The 18,310-nt window shown below is 47.1% G+C and carries 3 protein-coding genes; all 3 read left to right on the top strand.

Annotated elements, in window-relative coordinates; all coding sequences use genetic code 11:
* Nucleotides 1-161 precede the first annotated feature (161 nt).
* Complete coding sequence (locus tag GX348_05215; GenBank protein ID NLP41589.1) at nt 162-2,642, top strand: helix-turn-helix transcriptional regulator; 2,481 nt, start codon at nt 162-164, stop codon at nt 2,640-2,642.
* A gap of 116 nt (nt 2,643-2,758) precedes the next feature.
* On the top strand, nt 2,759-3,010 hold the full coding sequence (locus GX348_05210; protein ID NLP41588.1) for a DUF2442 domain-containing protein: 252 nt from the start codon (nt 2,759-2,761) through the stop codon (nt 3,008-3,010).
* Nucleotides 3,011-3,061: 51 nt separating this feature from the next.
* Nucleotides 3,062-18,244: a leukotoxin LktA family filamentous adhesin gene (locus GX348_05205; GenBank protein NLP41587.1), complete on the top strand. Its 15,183-nt coding sequence runs from the start codon at nt 3,062-3,064 to the stop codon at nt 18,242-18,244.
* The last annotated feature ends 66 nt before the right edge of the window (nt 18,245-18,310 follow it).

Genomic DNA, 18,310 nt, shown 5'->3' with positions numbered 1-18,310 from the left:
TACCCGATACGGCATTGCCTGTGTCGGGTATTTTTATTAGCAAAAAATATTTTTGGATTTTAAAGGAAATATTTCAATAAACCATAATTTGTGATAAAATATAGCAAATTTAAGTTAAACCCCTAGATGCGCGAAGAGGTATGCTCCTAGGAGGTAGCAGTATGTCAACATATAATCCAAAGGCTCTATACATCCGTAAGCCAATTCGAAAAGCACTCGAAAAGGTTTGGGAATATCCTTTAACTGTTATAGAAGCCCCGATGGGCTACGGCAAAACAACGGCTGTAAGAGAATATTTAAAAAACTGTAAAGCTAAAGTTTTATGGCAAACGGTAGCAGACGACTCAATAAGTGGATTTTGGAACGGTTTTTGTCGTTTAATCGCCAAGCTCAATAATCAATGTGCAATTAGTCTGATTGATTTGGGCGCGCCTACTAGCAGTATTTGCAGGGAAGAATCCTTGGACCTTATTACTGGGCTAGTCTTTTCCCGCAAGACGGTAATTGTTATAGACGATTACCATCTATTGTCATGCGAAAGTATTGATAAGTTTTTTGAATGTCTAATAAAAAAGGCTCATCCTAATCTGCATATCATAGTAATTTCCCGAGAGATGTTTAGTGAAAATACTGCAGAACTGATGCTCAAAGGCTATTGCTATTTAATTGATAAGCGTAATTTTGAGTTTACTCAAGATGAAATTATTGAATATTATAAGCTTTGCGGTGTACAGCTAAAGCAACAGGAAGCATCCGCGCTCTATGCTTATACCGAAGGCTGGGTCAGCGCCTTATATCTTTGCATGTTAAGTATTATGCAGGAAGGGCGGATTGAGTGTCAGGCCACTCTTCATGAACTTATTGAAAAGGTCGTTTATCGTAATTGCTCTCCGGAGTTAAAGGCTTTTTTGGAAGTTGTGTGTATCTTTGACAGCTTTAGCTTAAAGCAGGCTAAAGCCATGTGGAATAAGGATAATGCCGAGGTTTTGTTATGCCAGCTTGTCGCTAAAAATGCCTTTACAACATATGATAATGTTAGCAAGACCTATCAGATTCATAATGTTTTTACCAGTTTTCTGCGGGACTTACTGGATAGGCAAGAGGAGAAGAAGCAGCGATCGATTTATGCGATGGCGGGAGAATGGTATTTAAGTGTTCGTGATTATATAAACGCTATGCATTATTTTTATAAAGCCGCTGATTTTGACAAGCTATTAACGGTATTTGAGCTTGATAGAGGCGAAAGTATTAATAATAGCCATAGAGAAATGTTGCTTAGATATTTTGCCGAATGCCCAACGGCAATAAAAAGACAACATCCGCTGGCGGTTTTGTTTTATGTTTCAAAGTTATTTTTGTTTAATGAAAAAGAGTTATATACCGTACAGTACAAGGAGCTTATTGAGGATATCGGCAGTATTCAGGACGAAGAAAAAAGGAACTGGCTATTGGGAGAACTGGCATTTTCAAATATGTTTACAAGATATAATGATTTAAATGCTATGGCCGAACAGGCTTCCCAAGCCAGTCAATTATTGAAAGGCCCTTCCCGGATTTTCAATAGTAATTCTGCCTGGAACTTTGGTGCGCCGTCTATACTCTATCTATTTTATCGCTGCAGCGGCGAACTTGAGAAACAAGCACAGCAGATTATGGAGCTTATCCATCGTTATTGTCAGATAACAGCCGGTCATGGAGCGGGCGGCGATTATGTTATGCAGGCAGAGCGTTATTATTATTGCGGAGACTTTGAAAACGCTGAAATTAACAATCATAAAGCGATGTATATAGCAGGCTGCCATCAGCAGCTGGGTATCATGCTTTGTGCAATGTTTCTGCAAATCCGGCTGGCTTTGATTAAGGGAGATTTATCTTCGGCCTTGGATGTTTTGCAGCAGATGCGGTCAGAAGTTAAGAAAAATAGAAAGTATATGTATGTCGATCTGGTGGATATGTGTGAAGGGTATATATATTCATGCCTTGGTCAAGCATATAAGATTCCCAATTGGATTTTGCATGGCCAGTTACAGGAAAGCCGGCTGCATTATCCTTGTTATGCCTTTTTTAACATTATCTATGGCAGAGGGTTATTGCTGAAAGGTGAATATACAAAACTGCTTGGCATTGCTACACAGTTTATTAGTATTGCCAGCGTTTTTCCTCATCTATTAGGGCATGTGTATACTTATATCTATATGGCGGCAGCCCACTATCGACTAAATCATTACCAGGAAGGGCAAGCAGCACTTAAAAAAGCAATTGATATTGCGGCTCCCGATCAATTAATTATGCCTTTTGTTGAAAATGGGGACTACATCAGCAATATTCTTATCGATTTAGCGCAAGACGGCAATTGTGTCGAATTTATTGGTCATGTCAGAAAAGTTTATGCTTCTGTAAGTAAGAACGTAGAAGGAATGATAGCAAACATCGAGCAACACTTCGGTATCACTAGGCTTACGGCAAGAGAACTGGAAATTGCTGAACTTGTAGCCCAGGGATTATCCAATCACATTATTGCCACCAAGCTTAGTATCGCCGAAGTAACTGTTAAAAAGGCTCTCCAGAAAATATACGCTAAATTAGGCATTGGCAGCCGGGCAGTTCTTGTACGACTATTTACTGAGCAAAAAAAAGGGTGAAACTGGGAAAAGTATACTTTTGGATAGTATTCTGAAACAACTATTTGACTTTATTATAAAGTTAGCTAGTTGTTTCTTTTTTTTTGAATTATTCCAACTAATCAACATTGGCCAAAATGGAGACGAAAGGAATGCTTAAAATGAAAATATTAAGAGTTGTGCCTGACAATAGGCAGTATATTACGGCTTATTTTGACAACAATCATTCGATAAAAATTGATATGAAAGACAAGCTGCAAACGGCTCGTTTTTCCAACCTGAGAAATATGGAATTGTTCATGGCGCCAAAAACTGATGGTCGGGCTATTTTGTGGTCGGGCGGGATTTCGATAGGTATCAGCGAGCTAATGGAAATGGCTAGCAGGTAGATTGTGTCGTACTGGAAGGACTTTAATGTATGGTGAGGAGGAGAAAAGAAAATGGCTGGTATTCAAAGATCGTGGCGGCGTGCCTGGGGACGGGACAAGCCTGTTTGGCAGAAAACAGCGCCGATTAATATAAGACGCCGTGGGCCAAAGAAGGCTAGCGGCAAAGTTGTTGCCGACATTTCAGCCAAACGGAAGAGTTTGGCTAAACAGGTTGCTGCAAGTGTGGCCGTATTGCAATTGCTTAGCAATATAGGCCTTGGCAGTGCGTATGCCAGCAATATCACCATTGATAACAGAACAGCCACCCAAGTCGACATAAACGGCAACATTACTAATATTCATACCAATACCTTTAGTTCCAATGGCAAAAACGCTTTTAATTCCTTCAAAGATTTTTCAGTGTCGCAGGGAGATATTGTAAACCTGCACTTTTCAAATTTGGCCAATACTATGACGGCCGATAATCTGCTTAATTATGTAACCGGCGGAAACGCCTCAAATATTGATGGTATGCTCAACGGGATAAAAAACGGTCAAATTGGCGGCAATGTATATCTGCTTAACCCTAGCGGGATTATGGTTGGGTCTACCGGCGTAGTTAATGTGGGGAATTTAACATTTAGTACTTCAAGCATTGGAAAGCAAATAGATACCGAAAAGTCGATTGCAAGCATTCTGGAAGGTTCAGCCAGCGGCGATATCACTATCCAGGGAAAAATCAATACCGTAACCGGGGCAACGCTGCTGGGCAATACAGTGAAAAACAGTGGTGTTATTCAGACCGGCGCAGCGTTTACCCATGATTCAAGTGTCGTGGACTTCTCTGATATCGTAAATGCAAATGATTTGCAATATGGAACAAAGCTAGCTGTCGAAAACGGCAATATCGTTATTACGGCAGATGACAATTTTGAAAATTCGGGGACTATCAGCGCTCACTCGACTTCAGGCAGTGATGCGGTCCGAATTACTGCTCCTTCAGTCAAGCTGGGCGGCAATATCCTGACCGGCGGGGCGAGTCTTGAGGTCAAAGCCACAGACAGTATTAAAGTTGATAATGCTTTGCTGTCAACGCGGCAGGTTGCTGAGGACAGCACTTTAGAGAATATAAAAAACGGTACGGCAACCGGCGTAGGTAAGGCGGGGAATGTAAGTCTGGCCGTCAATCACACAACGTACAAAGATAAAGCTGATATTAATATAAATAAGTCAGTTATTGATGCTGCCGGAACGGGCGCAGCCGATACCGGCGGCGATGTATCAATTATTGCCTCCAGTCAGGACAAGCTGTTTGCCTGGGCCATGACGGGGCCGGATGCAACTGTAACGGTAAAAGAGGCAGCTATTAAAGGCAACAATATCAGCCTCCAAGCAATCGCTAAAAATGATGCTGCCGATAGCCCGACCTTTGATGAACTGGAGGATGTTAATGATGCTAAGAACAATGATTCTTTGGACGACTTAAAAAACAGCGGCAGCAGTATCGGTGATACACTGGTAAGCACCTTGGGTAATTTGCGGGTTGGTGCGTCGGTCAGTAATGTTCATGCCAAAGCCGAAGTAACACTTGATGACAAGGCAAAACTTGTGGCCGACAAGGATGTGCAGGTCAGCACGGCGGCAACATCGGCAGTCGAGTCGATGCTGTTCTCAGTTTTCGGGGGAGCAGGAGTTGCTATTTCCGATGCGCAAGCGTTAACTACTGTCAAGAGCGGCGCTGAAATTATCGCCGGCAATAATGTTGATGTATCGGCCGCAACCAAGAACAAGATAACTATGAGCACCAAGGCTATACCAGTTGTAGCAGGTTTGACGCCGCTCAATATGCTGGTAACCTATGCCGATATGAAGTCCAATGCTTCGGCAGTAACCGAGGCGGGATCAAGCGTTGATGCCGGAGGAGCATTAAACGTGACGGCCGGCAGTGTAAAGGATATGACTGTTTCGGCCTCGGCCTCGGCGGCCGGCGGGTATTTTTCGGCAGGTGTTGCTATTAATAAATCGGACGTGAACGCTACTGCTGAAATTGCCGGCAATGTTGATGCCGGTAAGGTTGCAGTTGATGCTAAGGTTGACACCCTGAATAACAATACTTGGTCTGAGGCCAGTGTGGGTGACGGCGAACCAGGTTCAGGACTTGATTTAGCGGTTGATTGGATATCAAATTCGTTTGGCGTTTGGGTAAAAGATAAGTTAGGATTAGGCAAACCGCCTAAAAAAGTGCCGCCGTCAGTCGGAATTACGGGGGCAATCGCTGTTACGCTGTCTGAAGACGATGCCACTGCCAAAATTACCAGTAAAGGAACGAATGCGGTTAAGTCTCAGGGCGACATATCGGTAACTTCGGAAGTAACCGATATTATAAGAACAGCGGCCATTGCTCAGCAAAAGCAGCGGGAAGAGAATAATGTCCTAAACCATCCGACCGATGCCAATAAAAAAGCGGCCGGTGTTTCGGCTGCTGTCATTTACGGTCAATATAATAACACTGCCGATGCCTATATCGGCGACAATGCCATAGTAGATACCAAGCAGAAACTGACCATTGACTCCAATGTTAAAATTCCGTTTGAAAACAACTGGAAAGATTTCGACAAGCTTACAACAAATCTCTCCAATGCCTTTCTGAGTTCTAACCTGGGTCTGGACAAGGCCATGTTCACCAGCTGGGCGCAAGCCAGCAGTAACGGTGATAAAGGCACCGGATCGGCCTCAGTAGATATTATGAATTTTAATAACAAGAGCAATGCCTATATCGGCAAAGGCGCAATGATTAACCAGGATGATACATTTAACAGTGACCATGGGAAAAATGACGTAAGTGTAACAGCTAAGACCGATATTGCCACGCTTGATCTTTCCGGCATGCTAAAAACCCCGCTTGATGATTTAATCCAGGCGGCCCGAGACAAAACTGATCCCATGCTGAGCGCCTTTGGCAATACCAGCGGCGGAACGGGTGTTGGCGGGTCAGTACTGGTCACTTTAGAAGACAATACAACTAAAGCGTATATTGATGAAGGCGCTAAAGTAAAAGCTAATGATTTAACGGTTGATGCTGATACCACTGTAAAAAATATTTCACTTGGAGCGGCCGGCGGTAAGGCGGCGGATATCGGGTTTAATGGCACGGCTACTGCAAATATCATTAATAATACTACCTATGCACAAGTTATCGATGCTGATGATATTACAGCTGCAGGTGATATAACCATCGATGCTGCTGACAATATCTATAATATCGACGCCGCCGGCGGGGTAACCGAGAGCAGCAGTGTCGGGGTCGGCGTTTCCATCGCGTATAACGATATTTCGCGGGATACTAAGGCTTCGGTTAGCGGAAATCTTACCGCCGGCGATAGCCTTAATGTCACTGCCGAAAATACTGGTGGCATTGCTACCGTGTCGCTGGCCGGCAGTGTTACGGCCGATAAACCGCCGGAGCCCAAACCTAACGAAGAAGATAAGGATCCGATTGAATTTATCCGCTATTTATTTGCGGAGGAGGATGCTTCAGACGCCTCTAATCCGCTCGCCAAGATTGAAAGTGAGCTGCCTGATCTTGCTTCTAAGGATACTGGCGGGGATAAGCCGCAATCTGGAATTAGCACGGCCGGCAATGTTTCAATTAATATTACTGATGAAAAAGCGGTAGCTTTTGTTGGCGGTGAAACAGCCGGCAAAGTCAAGGCGAAAACCAGCAACATTGAGGCCAAAAATGATTCCGGAATCTATGCGCTATCCGGCGCTGTCGCAATTGCCGCCAATGCCGATCCCAACTCCAAAGGGCTGGCGGGCGCCTTTATGCTCAATAAAGTAAATGAAACTACCGAGGCCTATGTCAAGAATGCCTCGCTTGAAGTAACAGGAACTGCCTCAGGGGAAGGTTTAGCTTTAAAAGCCACGAACGATGCTGATATCGTCAGTATTGCGGCCAGCGGCGGGGTTGCGCCAAGCGGCAAAGCCATTGCCGGTCAGGTTAGTCTAAATATGATGGACAATACAACTGCGGCCTATGTCGATAATGCAGTGATAACAACGGCCAATGATATGACGGCAGTTGCAAAGGACAGCGCTGATATTATCGCGGTGGGCGGCGCTGTGGCCTATGGCGGCGCTGCGGGATTCGGGGCCTCGATTGCCGCAAACTTGATGGACAATACTACCGAAGCCTATATTAATAATTCGAAAGTTGTCGGTACAAGTAATGATAGCGATATTAGTGTAACGGCTGAAGAGGAGAGTGTAATCACAGCAGTAACCGCCGCTGTCGGTGCAAGTCGCGGTTCCATGGCCGGAGCTTTCTCAGCATCAGGAAACGCCCTAAAGAATACGACAAAAGCGTATATTTCCGGCGGTAAGGCGGAAAGTGCAGCAGTTGATACCAAAGGCAGCGTAGCCGTTGCTGCTAGCGACACCGCTGCCGTGACTTCGATAGCCGGTGCCGGGGCAGTGGCTGCCGGCGGCAGCGGCGTTGGGATTGGAGCTTCAACATCGGTATTGGTAACTAATAATGTTGTCAGTGCCGCTATCGGCGACAATACTCAAATTACGGCGCTGGGGCAAAATGCCGGCATTGCAGTTGACGGGATAACAACTGCCGGGCTGGCAGTATCGGCAAAATCCGAGCAAGAAGTAGAGACAATTGCCGCCGGCGGCGCGGGCGGCGGCAATGCCGGTATTGCCGGTTCAGCCGTAGTTAATGTTCTGGATCACCAAAATAAGGCGTATATCGGCAAAAACTCAGTTATTAACGGCAACAATACAGGGGCGGGTGCGGCGCAAAGTATCAGGGTGGCTGCAGCCAATACCACCAATGTTACCGGTTTGGCCGGGGCTTTGGCTATCGGCAAAACAGCCGGCGTTGGCGCAGGTGTCAGCACCGAAGTAATTACAACCGATACAGAGGCTTATATTGATACCGGCGCTGATGTCAAGGCCAAGAATAATGTCATTGTGAGGGCGGATTCACAGGAAAATATAAATTCTTATGCCGGCGGAGCAGCTGGCGGCAACAGCGCCGGCATTGCCGGGGCGGCCAATATTCATATAATGAAAACGGATACAGCCGCCTATATCGGCCGAGCCGGTGATACCGATAAGACTCATGCTAATGTAACTGCTGACGGTAATGTGGCGGTAATAGCTAAAGATGACAGTACGATAAATCTTATCGCCGGTTCGGCGGCCTACGGCGGTAATGCCGGTATTGGCGCGTCAGTTGATACAAATGTTGTAACGAAAAATACCGCCGCCTATCTCGGTGATTACGCTGTAGTAGAGGCAAATGGTCAGGGGGCCGGCGTAGATGTAGAGAATGGTACTTTTACTGTCAGTTATGAAGATTACGGCCAAGACAGTTTTAAAGCACCAACCGTTTCGACGAACGGCAATGGCAGTATTGATGACCGTGCTATTACCAAGGAGCGAAAAGCAGATGCCGCAGCGACTGCCGTTAAGGGGGTTGCAGTTTCCGCAACCAGCCAGAATACAATTAGAAGTGTAGCGGTCGGGGCGAGTGCTTCCGGCAAAGTGGCGGTGACCGGTTCAGCAAGTGTAAACGTAGTCGATAATACAACTGCCGCGTCTATCGGCAAAAATGCCGCAGTAAACCAGAGCGGCGGAACTGACAGTCAGTCGGTATTGGTTGCAGCCGGCAGTGATTACTTTAATCTTGGCATAGGTGGAGCCGGCGCTGCCGGTATTGGTGCGGCCGGCGTTGGTGCCGGTGCCGACGTGGCCATTCTGAATAATACAACTAAAGCCTACATTGATAACGGCGCTAAGGTAGCGGCGAAAAAAGATATTGACGTTAAAGCTGCGGCGAAGGAAGAAGCCATATCGGTTGCTGCTGCGCTTGGGGCCAGTGGTGAAGTCGGAGTGGCCGGAGCGGTAGGCGCTAATATAATAACAAATGAAACCAAGGCCTATATCGGCGATCAAGCTGTGGTTGAAGCCAAAAACAATCTTGCGGTCAACGCTCAGGACGATACTAGTGTAATCAGCGTGGCCGGCGGAGCCGGCATTGGTATAGGCACCGCCGGAGTCGGCGGTTCTGTCAGCGCGACAGTAATCAATAAAGATACGGCAGCTTATATTGGCGATAGTGCAACTGTGGACGCCGGCGCCCAATCCAGTGACGACAGGCTTGAAGTTTATACCGGAGAATATGACGGCAGCGGCAATAGGAAGAAAAGTAAAATAAGTGGAATGTCGGTCTTGGCGCAAAGCAGTGAAAAAATTACTGATGTTGTCGCCAGCGGGGGCGGCGGTCTTTATGCCGGCGTAGCCGGTTCGGCAGCTGTTAATATTGATAAATCCACGACACAGGCATACATTGCTGAAAATGCAAAAATCAATACCTTAGATCAAGCTGCTGCCGGGGCTAAACAGAGTGTAAACGTAGCAGCGGTTAACGATGTTTCCATCTTGTCGGTTAGCGGGGCGGCCGGCGGTGGGGCAGTAGGCGTGAGCGGCGGGGTTGATATCGGCATTGTGCAGAGCGACACTGCCGCATACCTTGGCAATAACGCTCAACTTAACGCAAAAGACAACTTTGCCCTTACAGCGCTTGCTGATAAAGATATTTCAAGTAATGTGGCCAGTCTATCCGGCGGCGGTGTCGGTGTGGCCGGCAGTGTTTCGGTATACGCTTTAGGCACTAACCTTAGCAGCGACGCGCAAAGCAGTTTAACCGCTAAGAAAGACAGCGCCGATGCTAAAAACCCCAATGAAGATAATGTCCAAGGCTATGTAGACGGTCAGCTCAGAACCGATAAATACAGTAAGCTAATGCAATCCTATGATAATGAAAATGCTCATGAGGCGGCGTCTGTATTGAGCCAAAGACAGCAAACCATTAATCTTACCCAAGCAGTAGAAAATACTACAGCAGTGCCAGGGGGCACGGCTGCTTTTACCGGCACTAATGCCAAAATAAATGTCGGTAAAAACCTTGCTGTTAACGCCGCGGACAATCTGACTTTCAACAGCAAGGTGGGGGCGGCAGCGCTGGCCGGAGTGGCGGTTGGCGGTGCTGTAAGTGTGGTGGCGGCTGATAACAGGGCCGATGCACATGTAGGCAGCGGAACAGAAATTACTGCCGGGCAGGACGTTTTGATAAATGGCAGTTTGAGCACAGGTTTTGATGTAAAAGCGCTGGCCGGATCGGCAGGTATGAGCACTGCTTTGGCCGGGTCGGGTGTTTTCATAAAAGATGACAGCGCGGCTGCCGCTTATCTTGATAATATAGCCAAACTTACAGCAGCCAATCTTAGTGTCAACGCGACCGGCGCTCACAATTTGAAAGGGCAGGCGATAGGCGGAGCTGCAGCTTACATCGGTTTGGCTTTATCAGGTGCAGTAGTAAACGGTACGGTAGACGGTGACACTACCGCTTATCTGGGCAATGCTACAGCTAACAACGATAATACTATTTTAGTCAGTGGTAATATTGATATTTCCGCAGACACTGATACCAACTTAACTGGCGATGTTATTGCGCCGGCAGTCGGTTCTTTCGCCGGCGGTGCCGGTGTCGTTAACATGAAGGATTCCAGTAATACCAAAGCCTTTATTGGTCCCAATATGGCCATTCAACAAGCAGATGCAATAAATATTTCGGCGGAATCTACGCCGAAAGTAACGGCTGATGCGACTGTCATCAGCGGTGGTATTGGCGCATTAGGCGCATCGATTGCTATTGCCGAGTCCTCGGGCGGCAGTGAAGCATTTGTGGGCGAGGGCGTAGAAATCGGACAAGAAAGCGGTAAAACGGTTGGTTCTTTAACAATAAGAGCTAAACAATCAAGACAAGGAAATGCTGAGAATGCTGCAGCAACGGCTCGTGGCGGTGCTGTTGGCGGAATCGCCGCCCAAGGAATTGTTACGTCGGCCAAAGTCAACCCGGAGGTTAAGGCTTATACCGGTCAAGATGCAAAAATTTCAACTACCGGCCAAGTCTTGATTAATGCCAACGCTAACCCAAAGGGCAAGGCTAACTCAACAGGTATTAATGCCGGCGGTGTCGCTGTTGGGGCGTCGACAGCCATTACCGAAATTACGCCGGTAATTTCGGCAGCGGTTGGACGAAACAATACACTGACTGCTGATAGTCTTACGGTAGAGGCACAGTTATTGCGTCAGCCTGACAGAAATACCGGTGAGGCAGTGGCCATTGCCGCAGGCGGCGGACTTCTGGTAGGAGTCAATGCTACGGTCAGCAAGACAAACCTTGCGGCTGATGTTACTGGCTCAGTCGGCCAGAACAGTAAGCTTACAGTCACTAATGCGGTGAATGTTAAAGCCAACGCCGATACCAAGCAAGACAGCAAGGCAACAGCAGTTGCGGCCGGTTATTACGCCGCAGGCGCTAACGCGGCCAGCGCTTCCTCAAATAATAATGTAACAGCTTATTTCGACAAAGACGTAACAATCAACGGCGGCAAAGATTCTTACAATCAGCAGCTTAAGAGCGGTATTGTCAGTGTAACGGCAACAGGTAAAGATGATAACTTTGCCGAAGCGAAAACCGGCGTGGGCGGTGTATTGGCAGGTTCGGCAGCAGTGGTGACGACTAATACCAAAGGTACAACCAAGGCTTATATTGATGAAGCGGCTCAAATTTCGGCAGACGGTCTGAATGTTAATGCAATGCATACAGCATTGTTCAACGGCAAGGCCGACAGTACATATGCATCTGCTGTCGGGGCCAGCGGGGTAGTAGTAAACCATACTGTTGATACTGATGTTCTGGTTGATGTCGGTAAAGCTGATATAACGACAGACCATGATGTCAACCTGCGGGCTGAGAATATATCCCGTAAAGATTGGTTAGGCGCAGGAAACGGCGATGATGCGGCGTGGAATATTTCGGCTGCGGGCGGCGGGGCGATATCCGGCGCGGCAGTGGCAGAACGGGTCAATGTTAAACACGATACGGCCGTAACTGTAGGAACAGGAGCGAGCATAACTGCCGGAACCGATACAAGCAAGGGTTCATTTGCCGCAGATGCCAGCAGTGATATTACAGTCCATGATAAAGCCCGTATTAATACCGGGGGAGCAATAAGCGCGGCAGTAGTCGACAGTCGAATTAACGCAGAAGCCGATACCAAAGTTACCATTGGCGATACAGCTCAGATTTATAGTAAAAACGGAACAATTAAAGCAGGCACTAAAGGCAGCGCCGATTTGGATAACCGTGTGGCTGTTGATGTATACGGCGCGGCAGGGGCACCGGCCGGCACAGCTTATAGTAATTATAACGGCAACAATACTGTGACTATTAAGCCAAATGCCGGATTAACAACTGATGACGACGATATAGTATTGGCAGCAGGCCAGGATACAACAGGCAATGTTGGTACAATCAGGGCTAATGCCGCAGTGAACTTATGGAATAAGACGGTTTTTCCGATTAATTCAAAGCCAAATCCGCAAGCAAATGTAACTAGCAATAGCAGTCTTAACATTCAGAAAGACTCAGTTATCGGCAGCGGCCAGGATGTTTATCTTACAGCCGACAAAGGCAAGATTAGCGCGACGTACACCGGTGTCGGCAAGGACCTTTATCGTGAAGCCTTGGCTGAGTTGGGCAGCGCAATCAGCGAGCTATTCGGCGGCGGCGAAGTAAACTTAGACATTAGAGGCGGCTCCAGTTCGGTCAAAGGCACAGCCAATGTCGTTGTTAACGGCAAGGTTGAGACTGGGATTAGAAGGGTGCATGAGCTTACTTTTGGCGGCAGTTATCAAGAATATACCGATGGCGACGGCATCAAGCGCTGGCGCTGGGTTGTAGATCCGGCGACCATTGCCGGTGAAGGCAAGACTCATACAACTGAACATAGCAAGGCTATTGCCGAAAGTATGACTGACCGGATGAATCAATTATATAAACTAAAAGCTGCTTATGCGGGTGATCCAGCCGCTACCGGCGCATATGATGCCGAAATCCTCTTTCTGCAGGAAAAAATGGTAGCCATGGGTTTAGCTTCATGGAATACCGTCGGCGGCAAAAAAGTCTTTGTTCCAGGGCTTAGCGCCGGCACAGGGGCGCTAAGCCCGAAAGCAGAGGCTGAGGCTTCGCTGACTGAGATGCAAGGTTATAAGACATCAGTCGACGCAGCCGTGGCAGTGCAACCGTCGATTATAGAAACTGCTGAAAAGTACCGCGATTTGGTGCAGGCTCGGGATACGGCCAACAATGACCTTACCGGATATATCAACGATATAAGTAACTTTACTGCGGAGCAAATACCGTCAGATAGAGCTGACGCCGAATACAAAAAGTCGCAATTGCCGGCAGGAAATCCTCTGATTGCTAAATATGAGCAGGCGATAGAGTACTATGATGCTTTGGCAGAGGCTAAAGCCGCTATTACAAATGAGAATAGTAACTGGAACCCTGATATTGACTTTGCGACCGTCCAGGCCGCATATGACACCGAGAAAGGCAAACTAACAGAATTAACTGACCAACAGACAAAACTTGCTCTAAGTATTGCCGATCTTGAAACATTGCTTAGTCTCCCAGCTTCCGATCCTAATGCGTTATCGGACAAAGCTCCGACTGGCCCGACCGCTGATTTTATTACTGTTAACCCGATTACAGCTAAATTGGGCGATATAAAAGTAAAAGCTGATAATCTTACAGGCAGCGGGACACTATTTGCTCCCGGCGATGCCAAGATTACCATTACCAACAACAGTCCGGCGTTTCTGACTGTTAATAATCTGATTGTCCGGGATGGCGGGTCGATTTTGTTTAACGGCGCTTCTGTAAAAAATAATGATGCAATTAATGCATTTAATACCGGTAAATCCGGCGCGAATTTCGACGTTACAACCAAAGCCGATACAGATAAGCCAGCTATTACCATAACCAGTACTTTTGATCCTAATGCGCCTGCCAATAAGAAACCGCTATATAATGCCAAGGGCGAAATTCAAGGATCAGTCGCGCTTGGCGTTGCGCCCGACATTACTCTGGCTCAAGGCAGCGTGATATCAAATGTCAACGGTCCGGTCACAATACATAGCGCTTACGGCAGTATCTATGCCAATGGCTCCATCAACGCGGGTACCGTCGATATTAAAGCCAATAATGGTGACTTTGTCCAGAGCTATGTTGATGGCTTTAACCATATTGGGGGCGATCCGGAAAAGCTCTATAACGACAAAGATAAACATAATGGTCTGCGCCCGGGCGGTATCACAGCCAATGGCAATATCTTCATCAGTGCCCGCTACCTTAATATCAACGGTCTCATCAAAAGCGGCATCGCTGATTGGGACTTGCAGCTTGATAGTGATGTGAAAGTTTTGGTCAATGATCAAGCAAAGACCTTAACTGAAGCGCGGGAGGATTATCGTAATAATGGCGGTACGGGTTTTTACAAGCTAGCGCCTGATCCGGTTTCCGGTTATCCCGGTAATATTGCCGAAGCCGGCTATGTCAGTTATGATGCCGGTAATGACAGATTTGAAATCAGCGGCGTCGAAGTGCATGGCGGCTATGTCCAACTGTACGGGCAGATTATAAACACCGCCTGGGACGGCGCGAATACCGGCAAAGTCCAGGCTCTCGATGGCTATGGAAAAATTACAATCACCAATAATTCCGGTAAGGATATCATGCTTAACAATCTTAATACCGGTGAAGGCACAGCAGGCATTATCGATATTACCGACATTCAAGATAGCGCCGGAACGGCAATTCATACCCGCTATACAAGTACCCGGGGAGAGGTTAAAGTTGAGCGGAACGGAGAAGCTGTAGAACCAAACATTATCAGCACAGAAAATGATCGCTCTACTTTGAACTATAATCCCAAAAGCGGTCTGTACTATAACTGGACGACAGGACAGGACTATTCTGTTACTCAGAACTACCATTTTGAATCAAAGGATGTTTTCGGCTATACCTATAAATCGGGAGAAACACCAAAGGGCAAGCCTACTAGCAGCAATCCCGGGGTGCCGACCCCTCTAGCCAACGGTATTTATTTGTCAAACGGCAGACCATTTACTGCTTCGGGTAATCCCTACTATGCTACCAATAAAAAAACCATAGACACAGGGAAGGGTGAGTACCATCTAATTAAAGAAAGGACGACCCGGGACTGGTATACGGTTGGTATAACCGGTACCTACCATCAGGATTATTCGATTACCACGCCGAAAAAGGATATTAGAACCTATTCAGTTAAGGCTGATAACCCTATCGGCATCGAATTTTTTGGCTATGATAGCGGAGAGGTTAACGTTGGCGGCACTAATACAGGCAATATACGGCTAAAAGGTGCTATCAGCAACAAGGAAGGCGTTACCAGCATAGCGGCCACTCAAGATATTATCCAAAGTGACAGTTCCGCCCTGATAACCACCGAACTCCTTGACCTCAGGGCCGACGGCAATATAGGCAGCAGCGCCCAAAACGTCAGAGCCATCATCGGCGATACTCTCAATGCTGTTTCTGCCGCCGGCGATGTAAATGTCACCCAAGTACTTGGCAATCTTAATTTAGGTACCGTCACCGCCGATACAGGCACGCTTCGTCTTGTTGCTGACGGCAGCATCGCCAATGCGGCTAGTTCAGATGTGCGCGGCCAACGGGTTGAACTGACCAGCAATAATGGTTCAATAGGCGATGCGAGTACCCCGCTAATAATTAGAACCGGAACGACAGACAAATATCTAGACGCCGATTACGGTCTTAAAGCCTCGGCGCTAAATGACATTAATATTTCTAACCAGGCGTGGGACGGTAAGAATCTGGCCGGCGATTTGCTTATTGACACTGTCGAGTCAAGAACGGGTAATGTTACGCTGACAACTCCAGGTAGAATGATTGATAATAATACCGAAGAGCAAATTGATACCCGGACTTGGAAGAAATTGACCGACTACTGGGATTCGCTGCAACTGCGGGCGGGTGAGGCCTCTAATGCGCAGAAGCAAGCCCAGACCATTTCCAGCTACGTCAATGGTAAAAATGCTGACTATCAGACCTATTGGCAGTTAAAGGACCATATTGTTAACGGTCAGTATATATGCACCGATGCTGAGCAAGCAGCTTTAAGTGCGCAAAACGTAAATCCGGACGATTTTGCCGCCAGCCAAACAGCAAAATACCGGCAGCTTGATGCCCAAGGCGTTGGGAATTGGAACGACGGTAAATACGATGCTGACTTTGCCTATTCAATAACTAAAGCCGAGCGGGACAGCTTGTTAAAAGGCGCAAGCTGGACTGATCGTGAACTGGCCATTTCTTTAGCGCCCGGCGCGCTTAAACAGCTTACCGATACTAATCCGATTATTAAAGCTCCCAATGTAAAGGGCAAGGATGTTACTTTGGCTGCCGGGAAAGGGATTGGCTCTAACATAGCCCTGCCGGCAATCGACGCTAAGCTTACGCCGGACAAATTAACACAAGAGCAAAAGGTGGCACTGGCTGCGGCCGAACGAGCTGATTTGGTTTTGGACAATGTTAATAACGTTATTACCGTCACTCAGCGCAAGCCGATCAATATTGAGACAACCGGGGTGTTAAATGCAGTGGCCGGTGACTATGCCTACCTTGGTTCGGAAAAAGATGTACGGCTTGACCAGATTAGTGCCGGAACAGATGTCAGGCTTAAAGTTGGTGGGAGCATTTTAAATGGTGCTGCCGGCAACGCCAATATTATTGGGCAGAACGTCATTTTAGAGGCTGCCGACGGAACTATCGGCACTGAGACTGCTTTCCTGCAGCTGAACCAGGACGGAACGCTAACCGCTAGGGCGGCAAAAGATATCTTCCTGCGGAAAGATGGCGATATCAAACTTGATACTTTGTACTCGCTGGAAAATATCAGTCTTGATACAGACGGTAGTATTCAGTCAGACTATGACAACGATAAAGTCAGCATTATGAGTAAATCCCTCAAGTTAAAGGCCAAGCAAGTTGGCAGCAGCGCCAAAGCTTTGGGTATTTCCCTTGCCGACGAAGGGGCCTTGGACGCAGAGGCCGAAAATGATATTCACATAAATAATAGCAGCACTAAGCTTAATATCAGCCAAGCTAAAACGACTGCCGGCAATATTGATATTAGTGCCGGCCAGGATATGTCAGCAAATAATATACAAACCACAGCAGGCAGTATTAAACTTAATTCCGCTGCAAATCTAGATGCGCAAAATATCAAAGCTCCCGGCGCAATTAATCTTATTTCGGGCAAAGACATGGTGGCTTCCACTGTTGAGTCAGCAATAAAAGGGGTTGAACTTACTGCTGGCAGAAATCTCACGGTTGACGCCGTAAAAGCTGCCGCAGGCAATATTGCTGTTAAAGCCGGGGCCAATATTTTAAACGGCGCAGGTGATATGGCTGATATTAATCTTACGGCCCATAACATTAGCCTAACGGCTGAAACCGGCGGTATCGGCCAAACAGACAAGCATGTAACGGTGGCCGCCGCCGGAACGGTTACAGCTGAAGCGCAGAATGATATTAACATTACTGGCAGTGGTAATCTTGTGGCCGATAAGATGTCCAATAGGTCAGGATCAATTAACCTGGCTGTTATCAATGGCAGCAGCCTGCAAATTGCTGAAACCAGCGTTGCTGACGGCATGAATATTCGCAGTGATAACGTAGTGCTCGACCATGTGGTTCACACCGGCAATTCTATGCTTGAAATGGATATCAGCGGATCAAGCAAGCCAATGGCTGAAGATGTTACAGTGAACGTGCTTTCGGCGCAAGGGGTACAGTTCAACAATCTTATAGCGGATAAGGCCGATATAAATGCTCAGACTGATAAGCTTGCTGCGAGCAATACCCGTACAGGTACCAGAACTGAATTCACAAATAATTACTATACTGTTGTAGCCGATAATAATCCGCCGCAAAGCCTGCTGGGCAGTGATGTTCTGCTGCGGCCGCTTGATAATCCTTATGATTTGCTAATGGATGGGAAAGCTATCTCAACGGATGCCAAAGTAATTAATTCCGCAAGCGGTATTAGCTTGAATGGATCTAAGACAAGCGATACTGCAGTTACCATAGCGGAGAAAACCATCAAGGCGGCCGGGCAGACCGGAGTACCGGAGTTTGGTGCGGCAAGTTTAAGCCCGGGCGGAACTCTAGCCCAAGGTAATATAAATCCAACAGACATGGTAGATATCACGCAGATTAGTAATTCCCTAAACGCGGACGGAAATCAGGAAGATCAAGACGAGACTTCTAGCTAATCATTATAAGCGGCATCCGGTGCAGCGCCGGATGCCGGCCTATGGAACGTTAAGTAGCGATACGGA

Source organism: Veillonellaceae bacterium (genome assembly GCA_012523975.1).
Classification (GTDB): Bacteria; Bacillota; Negativicutes; order JAAYSF01; family JAAYSF01; genus JAAYSF01.
Note: the sequence above shows the minus strand (reverse complement) of the source record. Positions and strands in the feature narration are given on the sequence as shown.

Excerpts from the sequence above, each read along its gene's own strand:
- GX348_05210 (NLP41588.1), top strand. The coding sequence starts at position 2,759 with ATGGAGACGAAAGGAATGCTTAAAATGAAAATATTAAGAGTTGTGCCT.
- GX348_05215 (NLP41589.1), top strand. The coding sequence starts at position 162 with ATGTCAACATATAATCCAAAGGCTCTATACATCCGTAAGCCAATTCGA.
- GX348_05205 (NLP41587.1), top strand. The coding sequence starts at position 3,062 with ATGGCTGGTATTCAAAGATCGTGGCGGCGTGCCTGGGGACGGGACAAG.